Source organism: Symbiobacterium ostreiconchae (assembly GCF_055396975.1).
The window spans coordinates 424,796-440,158 of record NZ_AP042454.1; the positions used below are offsets into that span (position 1 = coordinate 424,796).

At 70.1% G+C, this 15,363-nt stretch carries 13 protein-coding genes; 1 reads left to right on the forward strand and 12 read right to left on the reverse strand.

What is annotated here, in order from left to right:
* Positions 1 to 40: 40 nt before the first annotated feature.
* The 12 genes from purD to ACZ5UM_RS02035 form a co-directional block, all read right to left on the reverse strand.
* The gene (purD, locus tag ACZ5UM_RS01980; RefSeq protein ID WP_464846693.1) at positions 41 to 1,309 is read right to left on the reverse strand and encodes a phosphoribosylamine--glycine ligase; all 1,269 of its coding nucleotides are present in this window, start codon (positions 1,307 to 1,309) and stop codon (positions 41 to 43) included.
* 90 nt (positions 1,310 to 1,399) lie between these two features.
* The gene (gene purH / locus ACZ5UM_RS01985; protein ID WP_464846694.1) at positions 1,400 to 3,028 is read right to left on the reverse strand and encodes a bifunctional phosphoribosylaminoimidazolecarboxamide formyltransferase/IMP cyclohydrolase; all 1,629 of its coding nucleotides are present in this window, start codon (positions 3,026 to 3,028) and stop codon (positions 1,400 to 1,402) included.
* On the reverse strand, positions 3,019 to 3,513 hold the full coding sequence (locus tag ACZ5UM_RS01990; protein ID WP_464846696.1) for an NUDIX domain-containing protein: 495 nt from the start codon (positions 3,511 to 3,513) through the stop codon (positions 3,019 to 3,021). Before ACZ5UM_RS01990 ends, purH begins: the two co-directional genes overlap by 10 nt.
* 150 nt (positions 3,514 to 3,663) lie before the next feature.
* On the reverse strand, positions 3,664 to 4,290 hold the full coding sequence (purN, locus tag ACZ5UM_RS01995) for a phosphoribosylglycinamide formyltransferase (RefSeq protein WP_011196971.1): 627 nt from the start codon (positions 4,288 to 4,290) through the stop codon (positions 3,664 to 3,666).
* Entirely contained in the window at positions 4,287 to 5,348 is a 1,062-nt protein-coding gene (purM, locus tag ACZ5UM_RS02000; protein WP_464846698.1) for a phosphoribosylformylglycinamidine cyclo-ligase, read from the reverse strand. Before purM ends, purN begins: the two co-directional genes overlap by 4 nt.
* Positions 5,341 to 6,792, reverse strand: coding sequence for an amidophosphoribosyltransferase (gene purF / locus ACZ5UM_RS02005; protein ID WP_464848256.1), 1,452 nt, complete (start codon positions 6,790 to 6,792; stop codon positions 5,341 to 5,343). The genes purM and purF overlap by 8 nt, the downstream gene beginning before the upstream one ends.
* A gap of 86 nt (positions 6,793 to 6,878) precedes the next feature.
* Positions 6,879 to 9,137 carry a phosphoribosylformylglycinamidine synthase subunit PurL gene (purL, locus tag ACZ5UM_RS02010; RefSeq protein ID WP_464846700.1) on the reverse strand — a complete coding sequence of 753 codons (2,259 nt, stop codon included), beginning with the start codon at positions 9,135 to 9,137 and terminating at the stop codon, positions 6,879 to 6,881.
* A 15-nt stretch (positions 9,138 to 9,152) separates the two neighbouring features.
* The gene (locus ACZ5UM_RS02015; RefSeq protein WP_464846702.1) at positions 9,153 to 10,043 is read right to left on the reverse strand and encodes a phosphoribosylaminoimidazolesuccinocarboxamide synthase; all 891 of its coding nucleotides are present in this window, start codon (positions 10,041 to 10,043) and stop codon (positions 9,153 to 9,155) included.
* A 2-nt stretch (positions 10,044 to 10,045) separates the two neighbouring features.
* Positions 10,046 to 10,585, reverse strand: coding sequence for a hypothetical protein (locus tag ACZ5UM_RS02020; RefSeq protein WP_464846704.1), 540 nt, complete (start codon positions 10,583 to 10,585; stop codon positions 10,046 to 10,048).
* Positions 10,586 to 10,600: 15 nt separating this feature from the next.
* Entirely contained in the window at positions 10,601 to 10,765 is a 165-nt protein-coding gene (locus ACZ5UM_RS02025; protein ID WP_464846705.1) for a hypothetical protein, read from the reverse strand.
* The gene (purB, locus tag ACZ5UM_RS02030; RefSeq protein WP_464846706.1) at positions 10,762 to 12,075 is read right to left on the reverse strand and encodes an adenylosuccinate lyase; all 1,314 of its coding nucleotides are present in this window, start codon (positions 12,073 to 12,075) and stop codon (positions 10,762 to 10,764) included. Before purB ends, ACZ5UM_RS02025 begins: the two co-directional genes overlap by 4 nt.
* Before the next feature lie 134 nt (positions 12,076 to 12,209).
* Positions 12,210 to 13,553, reverse strand: a complete 1,344-nt coding sequence (locus tag ACZ5UM_RS02035; RefSeq protein ID WP_464846707.1) for an NCS2 family permease — start codon at positions 13,551 to 13,553, stop codon at positions 12,210 to 12,212.
* A gap of 548 nt (positions 13,554 to 14,101) precedes the next feature.
* Between ACZ5UM_RS02035 and pdxK the strand changes: the two genes are divergently transcribed.
* Positions 14,102 to 14,911, forward strand: a complete 810-nt coding sequence (gene pdxK / locus ACZ5UM_RS02040; RefSeq protein ID WP_464846709.1) for a pyridoxine/pyridoxal/pyridoxamine kinase — start codon at positions 14,102 to 14,104, stop codon at positions 14,909 to 14,911.
* Positions 14,912 to 15,363 lie beyond the last annotated feature (452 nt).

A 15,363-nucleotide genomic window follows, 5' to 3' on the forward strand; every position in this document is an offset into this window, starting at 1 on the left:
ATCGACCTTTCGTCCGATTCCGGCACCGGAACCGATATGCTCAGAGCGCCCGCCAGGCGATATCGCGCCTGTACGTCCTGCCTTCGAACTGAATCTGGTTCACCCCGGCGTAGGCCAGGTCCAGCGCATCACGCAGGGTGGATCCCATCGCCATGACGCCGAGCACCCGACCGCCGGCGGTGACCAGCTGCCCCTCGTCGTTGAACGCGGTGCCCGCGTGGAAGACCATCACACCGACCTCTTCGGCCTCCACCAGCCCGCGGATCGGCAGCCCCTTGGCGTATGCGCCCGGGTAGCCCGCCGAGGCGAGCACGACGTTGACCGCCGCCGCGGGGCGGAACTGCAGCTCCACCTCGTGCAGCCGCCCGTCCAGGCAGGCCTGGACCACTTCCAGGAGGTCGTTTTCCAGCAGGGGCAGCACCACCTGGGTCTCGGGGTCGCCGAACCGGGCGTTGAACTCGATCACCTTCGGCCCGTCGGCGGTGAGCATGAGGCCGGCGAAGAGGCACCCCACAAACGGCGTGCCCCGCCGGGCCAGCTCGGCGACGGTCGGCTCCAGGATGCGCCGCTGCACCTCGGCAGCCACGGCTTCGGTGTAGGCCGGCACCGGGGCGTAGGCGCCCATCCCGCCCGTGTTGGGGCCGGTGTCGCCCTCGCCGACCCGCTTGTGGTCCTGCGCGGCGACCATCTGCTTCACCGTGTGCCCGTCGCTGAAAGCCAGCACGGTGACCTCCTGCCCTTCCAGGACCTCCTCGATCACCACCCGGCTGCCCGCCTCGGCAAAGGCCCCCTCCACCATGGCGGCCTTCAGGGCCGCCCGGGCCTCATCCAGGCCGGCGCAGACCTGCACGCCCTTGCCCGCCGCGAGCCCGTCGGCCTTGATGACGACAGGCCCCGGGCGGGCTTCGATGTAGGCCAGCGCCTGCTCATAATCGGTGAAGACCGCGTAGGCCGCCGTGGGCACCCCCGCCGCGGTCATGACCTCCTTCGCGTAGGCCTTGGAGGACTCGATGCGGGCCGCCGCCGCCGTGGGGCCGAAGGCCCGGATGCCCGCGGCCGTCAGCGCATCCACCAGCCCCGCCGCCAGCGGGGCCTCGGGGCCGACGATCACCAGGTCGATCCCCAGCCGCCGGGCCAGGTCCACCTGCCCGGCGACGTCGGCAGCCTCGACGTGGGGATGGCACCACGCGAACCGGCCGATGCCCGGGTTCCCCGGGGCGGCGTGCAGCTCGTCGATGTGCCGGCTCTGGATCGCCTTCCAGGCGAGGGCATGCTCCCGCCCCCCGCCCCCGACGATTAGGACCTTCATTTCTCAGTCTCCTCCCTGATCCCTGCCTGCCGCACGGTTCCCGGCATTTCCAGCATTCTTCCTATTATTCTTACACCCCGCCGTGAAGCCCTAGTGCCGGAAGTGCCGCACCCCCGTGAACACCATCGCCAGCCCCAGCTCGTCCGCCCGGGCGATGGACTCCTCGTCCCGGATCGACCCGCCCGGCTGCACGATGGCCGCGATGCCGGCCTCCCCCGCCGCCTCCACCACGTCGGGGAAGGGGAAGAAGGCGTCGGAGGCGAGCACGGCCCCCCGGGCCCCGTCCCCGGCCTGCTTCAGGGCGAACCGGGCGGCGTCGATGCGGTTCATCTGCCCGGCCCCCACGCCCAGGGTCTGCCCGTTCTTCGCCACCACGATGGCATTGGACTTCACGTGCTTGCAGACCTTCATCGCGAAGGCCAGGTCCCGCAGCTGCTCCGGGGTGGGCGCCGCCTTCGTCACCGGCTTCCAGGCAGCGGGATCCTCGGCCACGGCATCCCAGCTCTGCACCAGCAGCCCGCCGCCGACCCGCTTCATGTCGAACCCGGCGGGCGGGTTCCGGTCGATCGGGCCCACCTCCAGGAGGCGCAGGTTCTTCTTCTTCATGAGCACCTTCAGGGCGTCGGGCTCAAACTCCGGGGCGATGACGATCTCCAGGAAGATCTGGCTGAGCGCCTCGGCCGTCTCCCGGTCGCAGGGCCGGTTCAGGGCGACGATGCCCCCGAAGATCGAGACGGTGTCGGCCTCGTAGGCCTTGCGGTAGGCCTCGGCGATCGTCGGGGCCACGGCCACGCCGCAGGGGTTGGCGTGCTTGATGGCCACCGCGGCCGGCCCCTCGAACTCCTTCACCAGCTCCAGGGCCGCGTGGGCGTCGTTGATGTTGTTGAACGACAGCTCCTTGCCGTGCAGCTGCTTCGCCCGGGCGATCACCGTGCCCCCGTCGGATCCGTCGCTGTAGAACGCCGCCGCCTGGTGCGGGTTCTCGCCGTAGCGCAGCTCCTGCACCTTGGTGAACGTGAGGCTCAGGACATCCGGGAAGGGAGAGGGCGCGGCCGGCTCCTGCGGGCCCGGGTCCGCTCCGATGGGTCGTTCGGGGGCCGTCTCCCCCAAGGCCCGGGTGGCGACGATCTCCCTGCCCCGCGTGGCCATCCAGCCGGCGATGGCGCCGTCGTACGCGGCCGTGTGCTGGAAGGCTTCCAGCATCAGGCTGAACCGGGTCCGCAGCGACAGGTCGCCCGTCTCCCGCAGCTCGGCCAGCACGGCGGGGTAGCGCGCCGGGTTCACGACGACCCCCACGTCCTGGTAATTCTTCGCCGCCGCCCGCACCATCGCGGGCCCGCCGATGTCGATCTTCTCGATGGCCTCCTCCAGGGTCACCGCGGGGTTGGCCACCGTCTCCCGGAAGGGATACAGGTTGACCACCACCAGGTCGATGAGGCCGATTCCGTGCTCGGCCAGCTGCGCCATGTGGGTCGGGTTGGACCGCACCGCCAGGATCCCCGCGTGGATCTGCGGCTGCAGGCTCTTCACCCGCCCGTCCAGGATCTCGGGGAAGCCGGCCACCTCGGCCACCTCCCGCACGGGAATGCCCGCTCCCTGCAGCGTGCGGTACGTACCGCCGGTGGAGAGGACCTCGATCCCCAGGTCCACCAGGCCCCGCGCGAACTCCACGATCCCCTGCTTGTCGTAGACGCTGATCAGGGCGCGCTTCACTGCCATCCCTTTTCCTCCTTCCCCTTCCGGTCCGGCCCCTTCCCCAGCTCGGGGCGGTAGCCGTCCCGGTCCAGCCAGTAGCGCTGCTCGTGGCCGGCGAGATAGGCCAGCAGCGGGTCCCGGTAGGTGGGCCAGGTGATGTAGCGGGCGACCTCGTCGCGCTTGACCCACCGGACGTCCACCACGTACTCGTCATGCTCCGGCACCCGCAGCGTCCCGGCCACCAGCCGGCAGGAGAACACGTGCACCAGGAAGTGCTGATCATGGACCCGGTTGTGCGTGTCCTGCACGTACGCCAGTTCCACGGGGGCGACCAGCAGGCCGGTCTCCTCCTGCACCTCCCGCACCACGCAGTCGGTGAGCGACTCGCCCACCTCCAGCCGGCCGCCGGGCAGCGACCAGACCTCGCCGACGGCCCAACGGTTCCGCACGATCACCAGCCGGTCCTCGTCCTCCACGAGGCCGAGGCCCAGAATGAACTGCTCTGCCAACGCCGATTCCTCCCTCCGATACGGGCCCTCCTCCCGCACGGCGCGTCCTCCGATGCGGGAGCGAGCCCCCGCCGGAGAGTGTACCCGCACGGGCCCGGGTTCTCCTGCCGCACCAGGCGCCCGGGGGGCCTGCCCAAACGGAGACCCGGGTTACCCGCGGGGAGCCTCCGCCCGGTCGAGGATCCGCACCCGGCGCCCCTCGATCACCAGCCGCCCCTCCGCGAACAGCCGGATCGCCTCGGGGTAGATGCGGTGCTCCTCGGCCAGGATGCGCCGGCGCAGGTCCTCCACCGTGTCCCCCTCCAGCACCGGCACGGCGGCCTGCAGGATGATGGGCCCCTCGTCCACGCCCGCCGTGACGAAGTGGACCGTGCAACCCGCCACCTTCACCCCGTGCTCCAGGGCCTGCCGCTGGGCCTCCAGCCCCGGGAAGGCCGGCAGCAGCGACGGGTGGATGTTGAGGATGCGGTTCGGGAACGCCGTGAGCATCGGCCCGCGGACCAGCCGCATGTACCCCGCGAGGCAGACCAGATCGACCCCGTAGGCCTGCAGCCGCTCCGCCAGCGCCGCGTCAAAGGCTGTCCGGCTCGGGTACGCGGCCGGGTCCATGTGCAGGGCATCGACCCCGGCCCGGCGGGCCCGCTCCAGCCCGTAGGCATCGGCCCGGTCGGAGATGACCACCGCCACCCGGCCGGGGATGCGCCCCTCCCGGCAGCCGTCCAGGATCGCCTGCAGGTTGGTGCCCGAGCCGGAGATCAACACGCCGATGCGGATCATCGCCGCACCACCACCCTCGGACCGCCGGGCTCGGCGGCCGCGACCTCACCCACAACCCACGCCTCCTCGCCCATCTCCCGCGCGGCGGCCGCAACCGCCTCGGCCTGGTCCGCTGGCACCGCCAGCACCATCCCGAGGCCGAGGTTGAAGGTGGCCTCCATCTCCGCCTGCGCCACGGGCCCCAGCCGCCGGATGAGGTCGAAGACCGGCGGCTCCTTCCAGGCGCCCCACCGCAGCACGGCGGCCGTGCCCTCGGGCAGCATGCGCGGGATGTTCTCGTGCAGCCCGCCCCCGGTGATGTTGGCGATGCCGTGGATCGAAAACCGCTCCAGCAGAGCCAGCACCGTGCGGACGTAGATGCGGGTGGGCGTCAGCATGACCTCCAGCACCGTCCGGCCGCCCAGCTCGGGCGGCCGGTCATCCAGGTCGAAGGCGCCGCCGTCCACCTTCAGCAGCACCCGCCTGGCCAGCGAGTAGCCGTTGGAATGGAGCCCGCTGGAGGCGAGCCCCACCAGCACGTCCCCCGGTGCGACCTTCTCGCCGGTGAGGAGCCGGTCCCGGTTGACGATGCCCACGGCGAAGCCCGCCAGGTCGTACTCGCCCGGCGGGTACATGCCGGGCAGCTCGGCGGTCTCGCCGCCGATCAGGGCGCAGCCCGCCTGCAGGCAGCCGTCGGCGATGCCCTTCACCACCTGCTCCAGCACGGCCAGGTCCTTCTGCCCGATGCCGATGTAGTCCAGGAAGAAGAGCGGCTCCGCCCCCTGGCAGAGGATGTCGTTCACCGACATGGCCACCAGGTCGATGCCCACGGTGTCGTGCCGGCCGCTGAGAAACGCCAGGCGGAGCTTGGTGCCCACCCCGTCGGTGCCGCTCACCAGCACCGGGTCGGGGTACTTGGCCAGGTCGAGCTGAAACAGCCCCCCGAAGGCCCCGATGTTGCTCAGGACCCCGGGCCGCTGCAGCGTGCGGGCGGTATGGGCGGCGATCCGCCGCACCAGCTCGTAGTGCCGTTCCCGGTTCACCCCGGCGTCGGCGTACGTGAGCCCCTTGTCAGTCACAGCCAGAGCCCCCTTCCCATGCATGCTCTTCGGCGTCCTCCGGAACGGGGACGGGGTACTCGCCGGTGAAGCAGGCCAGACAGAAGCCGGCCTCCGGCGGCAGGCCGGTGGCCCGCACCATGCCGTCCACCGAGAGGTAGGCCAGGGAGTCCGCGCCGATGGCGTCGGCGATCTCCTGCACGGTGCGCCCCCGGGCGATCAGGTCGCTGGACTTGGAGGTGTCGATGCCGTAGTGGCAGGCGTTCTGGTAGGGGGGCGATGCGATGCGCATGTGCACCTCCCGCGCCCCCGCCTCCCGGAGCAGGCTCACCAGGTGGCGGGAGGTGGTGCCCCGCACGATGGAGTCGTCCACCAGGACCACCCGCTTGCCCTCGATCACCTTGCGCAGGGGGTTCAGCTTCAGCTTCAGCGCCGACTCGCGCCCGGCCTGCGACGGCAGGATGAAGGTGCGGGCGATGTACCGGTTCTTGATCAGCCCCACCTCGTAGGGGATGCCGGACTCCTCCGCGTACCCCGTGGCGGCGGAGATGGAGGAGTCGGGCACGCCGATGACGATGTCGGCCTCGGCCGGCGCCTCGCGGGCGAGCTCGCGCCCCATCGCCTTGCGCACCGTGTGCACGTTGGCGCCCACGAACTGCGAGTCGGGCCGGGCGAAGTAGATGAACTCGAAGATGCACGGGCGCGGACCCGGGGCCTCCTTCACCGCGGTCCTGGACCGGAGCTTGCCCCGCTCGCTGATGGTCACCATCTCGCCGGGGGCGACCTCGCGCACGAACTCCGCGCCGATGGTGTCGAAGGCGCAGGTCTCGGAGGCGAGCACCCAGCTTCCGTTCAGCCGGCCCAGTTGCAGCGGCCTGATGCCGTGGGGATCCCGGAGGCCGATCAGCCGGTCCTCGGCCAGGATGAGCAGGGCGTATCCGCCGTGAACCTGGTTGACCGCGTCGACGATCGCGTCCTCCAGGCTCTCCGCCCGGGAGCGGACGATCAGGTGGGCCAGCACCTCGGTGTCGATGGCGGTGGTGAAGATCGCCCCCTGCTCCTCCAGTTGCCGGCGGATGGCCCAGGCGTCCACCAGGTTGCCGTTGTGCGCGAGGGCCAGCCCGCCGCGCCGGGTGTTCACCACCACCGGCTGCGCGTTGCCCAGCCGGGAGGAGCCCGAGGTGGAGTAGCGCACGTGGCCGATGCCGATGTCCCCCACCAGCCGTGCGATGGTCTCGGGCTTCTCGAACACGTCGCTGACCAGCCCCATGCCCCGGTGGGTGAACAGGTTTCCCCCGTCTGCGGTGACGATGCCCGCGGACTCCTGCCCCCGGTGCTGCAGGGCGATGAGGGCGTGGTAGACCACCCTGGCCGCCTCGGGATGGCCGTAGATGCCGAAGACGCCGCACTCATCCACCGGCCCCTTGTCCGGGTTCGCCGCCCAGCCCCCCTGGTAGGGGCGCAGGGCCAGTTCCAGCGTCGGGTCGGCCGCGGGTCCGGCGGCTGCGTCCTTCCGCCGGGGATCGCGCGGCCAGGCGCGGACCGGGGACGTCACTCGCCCATCCACCGGGGAATCGCCTCCTCGTACGCGCGCTGCAGCTCGTCCACGGAAAGGTCGATCAGCTCCTGCCGCCGGAAGATGTGGTCCGACCCCGCTCCCGGAGCCAGGGCGGCCAGCCGGAACCGGCCGTCGCCGGTCACGTCGCCCAGCACCTTGAAGGGCACGTCCTCCACCATGAGCAGGGCCTGCAGGCGGCCCACCTGCTCCCGGGTAGCCGTGACGAGAATGCGGGACTGCGACTCGCCGAAGATCTGGCCGTCCACCCGGCCACGGGAGAGGAACAGGCTTACCTGGCAGCCCCGGGCTCCGGGCGCCGCGGCGATGGCCATCTCAGCCAGGGCCACGGCCACCCCGCCCTCGGCCACGTCGTGGGCCGCGGTGACCAGCCCTTCGTGGATCGCCCGCAGCACCACGTCCTGCAGCTTTTTCTCAAACGCCAGGTCCAGGGCCGGCGCGTCGCCCGCCAGCACGCCGTGCACCAGCCGGGCGTACTCCGACCCGCCCAGCTCGTCCCGGGTCTCGCCCAGGAGCACGATCACGTCGCCGGCCTGCTTGAACCCGGGCGTGGTGAGCCGGTCCAGGTTCTCGTGGATGGCGACCATGCCGATGGTCGGCGTGGGGTGGATGGCCTCGCCGCTGGTCTCGTTGTAGAACGAGACGTTGCCGCCGGTCACCGGCGTGTCCAGGGCCTCGCAGGCCTCGGCCATGCCGGTGATCGCCTCGTCGAACGTCCAGTAGATCTCCGGCTTCTCCGGGTTGCCGAAGTTGCAGTTGTTGGTGATGGCCACCGGCCGCGCGCCGGTCACGACGCAGTTGCGGGCCGCCTCCGCCACGGCGATGGCGGCGCCCCGCCGGGGGTTCAGGTACACGTACCGGCCGTTGCAGTCGACGCTGGCCGCGATGCCCTTCCGCCCGTCCGGGCTGAGCCGGATGACCCCCGCGTCGCCGCCGGGACCCAGCGCCGTGCGGCCGCCCGCGGCCTGGTCGAACTGGCGGTAGATCCAGGCCTTCGAGCCGATGTTGGGCGACCCGAGCAGGCGCAGGAGGGTCCCGTTCCAGTCCTCCGGCTCGGGCAGGCCGGACCAGTCGAACGACCGCAGTTCCGCCAGGTAGGCCGGCTCGGCCCTGGCCGGGCGGTAGACCGGGGCGTCGGTGAGCGCCCGGGCCGGGACCTCGGCCACCACGGTCCCGCCGTCCAGCACCCGCACCATGCCGTCGTCGGTCACCCGGCCGATCACGGCCGAGAGCACGCCCCACCGCTCGCAGATCGCCGCCACCTCGGCCTCCCGGCCCTGCTTCACGCAGACCAGCATGCGCTCCTGCGACTCGGAGAGCAGGAACTCCCAGGGCTCCATGCCCTCCTCCTTCGCCGGCACCTTCCGGACGTCGATCTCCACGCCCGTGCCGGCCCGGGAGGCCATCTCCGAGGACGAGGAGATGAGGCCGGCGGCGCCCATGTCCTGGATGCCGACCACCGCGTCGGTCTCAAACAGCTCCAGGCAGGCCTCCATGAGCCGCTTCTCCAACTCGGGGTCGCCCACCGGCACGGTCGAGGGCGGCTCGGCGCCCTCCTCGGTGAACTCGGCCGAGGCCAGAAGCGACGCGGCGTGGATGCCGTCGCGCCCCGTGCGGGCCCCGACCAGCATGAGCACGTTGCCCGGCCCGGCGGCCACGCCCCGGTGGATCCGGTCGGGACGCACGAGGCCGAGGACCATCGCGTTGACGAGGCAGTTGCCCCGGTACGACTCGTCGAAGTAGACCTCTCCGCCGATGCAGGGCACGCCGACGGTGTTGCCGTAGTGGGCGATGCCCTCCACCGCGCCCTTGAGGAGACCGCGCTGCTTCGGGTCATCGAGCGGACCGAAGCGCAGCGAGTTCAGGCTGGCCACCGGCCGCGCGCCCATCGTGAAGACGTCCCGCAGGATGCCGCCCACGCCGGTGGCCGCCCCGTTGAAGGGATCGACGGAGGAAGGATGGTTGTGGGACTCGATCTTGAAGGCGACGGCCAGGTCGTCGTCGACCCGGACGACGCCCGCATTCTCGCCCGGCCCCTGAAGGACCCGCTCACCCTTGGTGGGCAGCCGCTTCAGGGCGGCCTTCGAGTGCTTGTAGGCGCAGTGCTCGGACCACATGACGCCGAACATGTGCAGTTCCACGTGGTTGGGCTCCCGGCCCAGGATCTCCACCACCCGGCGGTACTCCGCCTCCGTCAAGCCGACCTGGCTCCAGGGCTGCTGCGCATCTGTCATGGCTGGTCCTCCCCGTCAGTTGGTCGAAAGCGCCCGCTCGAGCCGCTGCAGCACGTCCGCGTAGCGGCGGGCGGTCTCCCGGATCAGCGCCTCCGGCAGCTCGGGCGCCGGCGGCTGCTTGTTCCACCCCGTCTGCTCCACGTAGTCCCGCACCGGCTGCTTGTCCAGGCTGTCCACCGGCTGTCCCACCCGGTGCCGGTCCGCCGGCCAGTAGCGGCTGGAGTCCGGGGTGAACACCTCGTCGATGAGCACGATCTCGCCGTCGCAGAAGCCGAACTCGAACTTGGTGTCGGCGAGCAGGATGCCCGCCCGCTCCGCCACCCCGGCCGCGAAGGCGTACAGCGCCAGCGACTTCTCCTTGATGAAGTCGGTCACCGCATCCCCGAACCGCCTGCGCACCTCGGCCTCCGGCACGTTCTCGTCGTGGCCGAGGTCGTTCTTGAGCGCCGGGGTGAAGATCGGCTCCGGCAGCCGGCTGGAGAGCTGGAGCCCCGCCGGAAGCGGAATCCCGCAGACCGTGCCGCCCGCCTGGTACTCCTTCCAGCCCGACCCGGCGAGGTACCCCCGTACCACGCACTCCACGTCGATGCGCCGCGCCCGGCGCACCACCATCGAGCGCCCTTCCAGGAGCGGCCGGACCGCCTCGGGCAGATCCAGGCCGCTGAGGTCGGTGGTGATCAGGTGGTTGGGCACGATGTGCCGGGTCGCCTGGAACCACAGCGCGCTCATCCGGGTGAGGACGCGCCCTTTGCCGGGGATGCCCTGCGGAAACACGACGTCGAAGGCGGAGAGCCGGTCGGTGGCCACCATCAGGAGCCGGTCGGCGTCGATCTCGAACATCTCCCGCACCTTGCCCCTGTGCAGCCGCCTGAGCCCCAGATCCGGTACCGTCAGCAAGACTTCCATCCTCAATCGCCTCCCAGGAGCGCTGCTGCCTCTCGCAAATCCTCGGTCCCCAGCCGGCACTCCAGCGGGTTGATCACCTGCATCAGGCAGGCGCCCTCGTCCGTCACGCCGAAGCGCAGGTGGAGCCGCAGCCGGTCCACCCCGCGCAGGCTGAGGTGCGCCCGGAGCGCACGGGCTGCCTGCTGCGCGGCGTCCTCGATCCGCTCCAGCCGCTCCGGCGTCAGCGCCGCCTCGGCCTCCTCCCGGGCGATCGCGCGCCCGCCGTCCAGGAAGGTCAGGCGGACCTGGCCGGGAGCCGCCTCCGCCTTCACCTCCACCGGCAGGAGCGCCGTCTTCTGGACCAGGAGGGACCGGCCCGTCAGGCGGGCCTCGAAGCTGGTCGGCAGGGCGTGGCGCGCGAGCCGTTCGTGAACGCGGAAGGAGACCTCACAGGCGATCTCGTCTTCAAACTCCACCACCTGCCGGTCGGACCGGTCGGTGGCGTAGACCGCCATGCCCGCCCCGGTCCAGAGCCGCTGCCTCTTCTCCACCGGATCCGTCATCGCCCCGGCCCCCCGTTACAGTTTCACCTGGGTCATGATCACCAGGGCCGCGCCGAACCCCAGCAGCGCGGCGACCAGGGCGCCCACGTGCCGGTTCCGGCCCCGGGGCCAGAGGTACATGACCAGCACGGTGACGACCAGTCCGGCCAGCGCGCCCGCGATGATGCTGCCCGTGCTCATTCGATCAACCCCAATCGCTTCATGATCGTGTCCACGTGCCGCAGGTGATGCTGCAGGTCAAAGGCCGCGTCCAGTTCCGCCGGCGTGAGCAGCGACTGCACCGTCGGATCCTGCTCCAGGAGCCGGCGCAGGTGGGTCCCCTCGGCCCAGGCCTGCATGGCCCGCTCCTGGACGATGGCGTAGGCCTGCTCCCGGGTGAGCCCCTTCTCCACCAGGGTCAGCAGCACCGACCCGGAGGAGGTGAGCCCGTAGGAGGCCTGCATCGAGCGGAGCATGTTCTCCGGGTAGACGTGCAGGTTTTCGATGATCCAGGTCATCTTCGCCAGCAGGTAGTCGGCCAGGATCGTCGAGTCGGGCAGGATCACCCGCTCCACGGAGGAGTGGGAGATGTCCCGCTCGTGCCAGAGCGGCACGTTCTCCAGGGCTGCCATGGCGTTGGCGCGCAGGATGCGGCTCAGGCCGGAGATCTGCTCCAGCGTCACCGGGTTGCGCTTGTGCGGCATGGCGCTGGAGCCCTTCTGGCCCTTGGAGAAGGGCTCTTCGACTTCGCGCGTCTCGGTCTTCTGCAGCAGCCGGAGCTCGGTGGCGAGGCTGTCCAGCGACGAGCCGAGGATCGCCAGGGTGGTGAGCAGGTGCGCGTGCCGGTCCCGCTGCAGCACCTGCGTCGAGATCTCCGCCGGCCTGAGCCCCAGTTTTTCACAGACGTACTGTTCCACGAACGGATCGATGTTGCCGTAGTTGCCCACGGCCCCGGAGAGCTTGCCCACGGCGATGGACTGGCGCGCCTGCTCCAGCCGGGCGGCGTCACGCTTGAACTGCGCGTAGAAGACCGCGAGCTTGAGCCCGAAGGAGGTGGGCTCGGCGTGGACGCCGTGGGTGCGCCCCATGATGGGGGTATCCTTGTACCGCACCGCCTGGCGGCCCAGCGCGGCGATCAGGCCGTCCAGCCCCTTCTGGACCTCCTGGACGGCCTCGTTGAGCACCGCCGACAGGGCCGTGTCCACCACGTCGGTGGAGGTGAGGCCGTAATGGATATAGCGAGCGGACGGGTGGTCGATGCGCTCGGCGCAGGCGGTGGTGAAGGCGATCACGTCGTGGCGGGTCGTCTCCTCGATCTCGGCCACCCGCCGGACGAAGGCCTCGTCCACGGTGAAGGCGCGGGCCCTGAGCTCGGCGACCTCCTCCGCCGGGATGACGCCCAGCTTCGCCCAGGCCTCGCAGGCGAGGAGCTCGACCTCCAGCCATTTCTGGAAGCGGTTTGTGGCCGACCAGAGCTGCGCCATGCGCGGCCGCGTGTACCGTTCGATCATGGGTATCCTCTCCCTCTGGCGACAGTTCTTCCCGCCACCAGCGTAGCTTTCCCGCTGCCACGCTGCAAGCGAAGTCGAGCGGGGCCCGGGGTCTTGCCCGAGCCCCGCCACGTCTGCTGCGAGGTTGTATCACGCTATCCCTTCGTGACGAAGTGGACGATGAAGAAGAGGGTCAGCACCCACATCATCCAGTGGACCTTCGCCGCCCGGCCGGTGAGCAGGGCGATGACGGCGTAGGCGATGAAGCCCATGGCCAGGCCCTCGGCGATGGAGTAGGAGAAGGGCATCATCAGGGCGGTGATGATGGCCGGGATGGCGATGGCCATGTCGTCGAGGTCGATCTGGGTGATGGAGGAGGCCATCATGACGCCCACGATGATGAGAGCCGGCGCCGTCGCCGCGGACGGGATGGCCAGGAAGATGTCGGAGAAGAAGGAGGCCAGGAGGAACAGGACGGCGACGGTGACCGCGGTGAGGCCCGTGCGGCCGCCCGCCGACACGCCCGCGGCGGACTCCACGTAGGTGGTCGTGTTGGAGGTGCCGAAGAACGAGCCGATGATCGTGCCGAGGGAGTCCATGACCAGGGCCCGGTTGCCGCCCTTCAGGTTGCCCTTCTCATCCATCAGCTCCGCCTTGGAGGCGACGCCGACGAAGGTGCCGATGGTGTCAAAGAGGTCGGTGAAGAACATCGCGAAGATCACGGTGAGCATGGCGGCGGACCCCAGCCCGGTGAAGTCCCACTTCAGGAAGGTCGGCGCCAGCGAAGGGGGCGCCGAGACCAGGGTCCCGGGCAGCTGGGTCACGCCCATCGGGATGCCGATGAGGGTGGTGATGAGGATGCCCAGCAGGATGCCGCCGGTGACCTTCCGGGCGACCAGAACGCTGGTGATGATGAGGCCGATGATCGCCAGGAGCGTGCTGGGCGCACCGAGGTCGCCGAGGGCGACCGTGGTCGCGGGGCTGGCCACCACGACGCCGGCGTTGACCAGGCCGATCAGCATGATGAAGAAGCCGATGCCGGCGGAGACCGCGTGCCGGAGCGACAGCGGGATGGCCTTGATCATCAGCTCCCGGAGGCCGGTGAGGGTCACGACCAGGGCCAGCAGGCCCGAGATCAGGACCGCAGCCAGGGCCTGCTGCCACGAAAGCCCCAGGTAGCCGCAGAGAGTGTACGCAAAGAAGGCGTTCAGGCCCATGCCGGGCGCCAGCGCGACGGGCCAGTTCGCGACCAGGCCCATGAGCAGCGTCGACAGGGCCGCGGCCAGGATGGTGGCCATGAAGATCGCGGACTTCTCCATGCCGGTGCCGTCGGACAGGATGGCGGGGTTGACCGCGATGATGTACGACATGGTGACGAACGTGGTCAGACCGGCCAGGATCTCCTTCTTCACGTCGGTGCCGTGTTCGGAGAGCTTGAAGACGCGCTCGAGCACCCCTTCGGATGCCTGGTTGGGACGGATCGCCTCACGAGCAGCCACAGCCAAACGCCTCCCATGAGCAGATAATGGATGGATGACGCCTTCGCACGGATCCCGAACGTTGAGGCGGGCAGGTTTACTCCCGCCTGGAGTGAAACCTGCCCGCCCGGGTTTTTCGCCCACCGGTGTAGCCGGACCCCGTCCGGCCTGTGCCGCTCGGTCGCAGACCGGCGCCGCCGGGGCGCCGCGGAACCCTAGGCACACTTTCCTCCATCGCCGGTCCTCGGACCGGCCTCTATCTTCACTCTACGCCCCGGAATGGCCGGTGTCAACCGTAAACCCGAACTTTTTTCGTTTCGGGACGTAAAACGTTCGGACTCCACACTCCCACGGGTTCGTTCAGTCTCCCCCGCCGGCCTGCCCAACCATTCCCCGCGTCACGGGCCGGACCCTACTGGATCGGGGTCTGGGTCAGCGCCATACCTGCTCCGCCAGCCATCAGCAATCCAGATTGGATGCATCCAATTCACCAGAGCAGTGGATGTTGACGAATTGGCTGGGTCGGGGCACCATAGCCTCCAGAACACAGTCAGCAGGAGGGAGCGGAATTGCGCAAGGCACTGACCATCGCCGGGTCCGACACGAGCGGCGGCGCGGGCATTCAGGCGGACCTGAAGACCTTCCAGGAGCTGGGCGTCTACGGCATGTCGGCCCTGAACGTCATCGTGGCCATGGACCCCAACGGCTGGAGCCACCAGGTCTTCCCGCTGGATCTGGAACTGCTCGAGCAGCAGCTGGCGACGGCCTTCGAAGGCGTCGGCGTCGACGCCGTGAAGACCGGCATGCTGGCCTCCGCCGCCGTGGTGGAGCTGGTGGCGCGCAAGCTGGACCAGTACGGCGCGGAGCGCGTGGTCATCGACCCAGTCATGGTCTGCAAGGGCACCGACGAGGTGCTGATGCCCGACCACGCCGCCGCCATCCGGGAGCTGCTCATCCCCCGGGCCCTCGTCATCACCCCGAATCTGTTCGAGGCGGCGCAGCTGGCGCAGCGGCCGCCCATCCGCACCCTCGACGACATGCGGGAGGCCGCGGTGCGCATCGCCGAGGCCGGGGCGAAGAACGTCCTCATCAAGGGCGGCTCCAAGTTGGAGGGCGTCGACAAGGCCGTGGACCTGTTCTACGACGGGAAGGAGTTCACCCTGCTGGAGTCCGAGAAGTTCACACATGGCTACAACCACGGCGCCGGCTGCACGACCGCGGCGGCCATCACGGCCGAGCTGGCCAAGGGCGCGTCGGTGCCCGACGCCGTCCGCACCGCCAAGCGCTTCGTCAGCGCGGCGATCCGGCACGGGTTCCGGCTGAACCAGTACGTGGGCTCCGTCATGCACGGAGCGCTGCGGTTCTACGGCGATGAGTAGGACAGATATTCGAGAACCATGATCGCGCACGCGAAGGCCCCACCCTCCCGTTCGGGCAGGGTGGGGCTCAGGCGTGATGGGCGGTGTCGCAGAGGGGCGCCTGCGGGCAGGGGGCAGCCCGGCGCGGCCGTTGCGCGGGCGGGGATCGGCCGGCGATGGCGCACGTCGCTGAGCGGGAAGGTCAAGTTTTCGACTTCGGCCCGGACACGGAAGTCAAAAAGTGGGCTGTCCCACGTCACGCGCGCCCCCCGGAGGGGGCCGCGCCCATGCGCCGGGTCGGCATGGGGGAGTCACACTGGGGGCGAGGCAACATAATACCGCCATCTTGTTTACATAATCGATGTCCACGGCCCAAGTCGCCAGGGGGTGGAGCGCTATCGCACAGTGGGAAGGTCAGGTTTTCGACTTCGGTCCGGATATGGAAGTGAAAAAGAGGGCGTTCCCACATCACG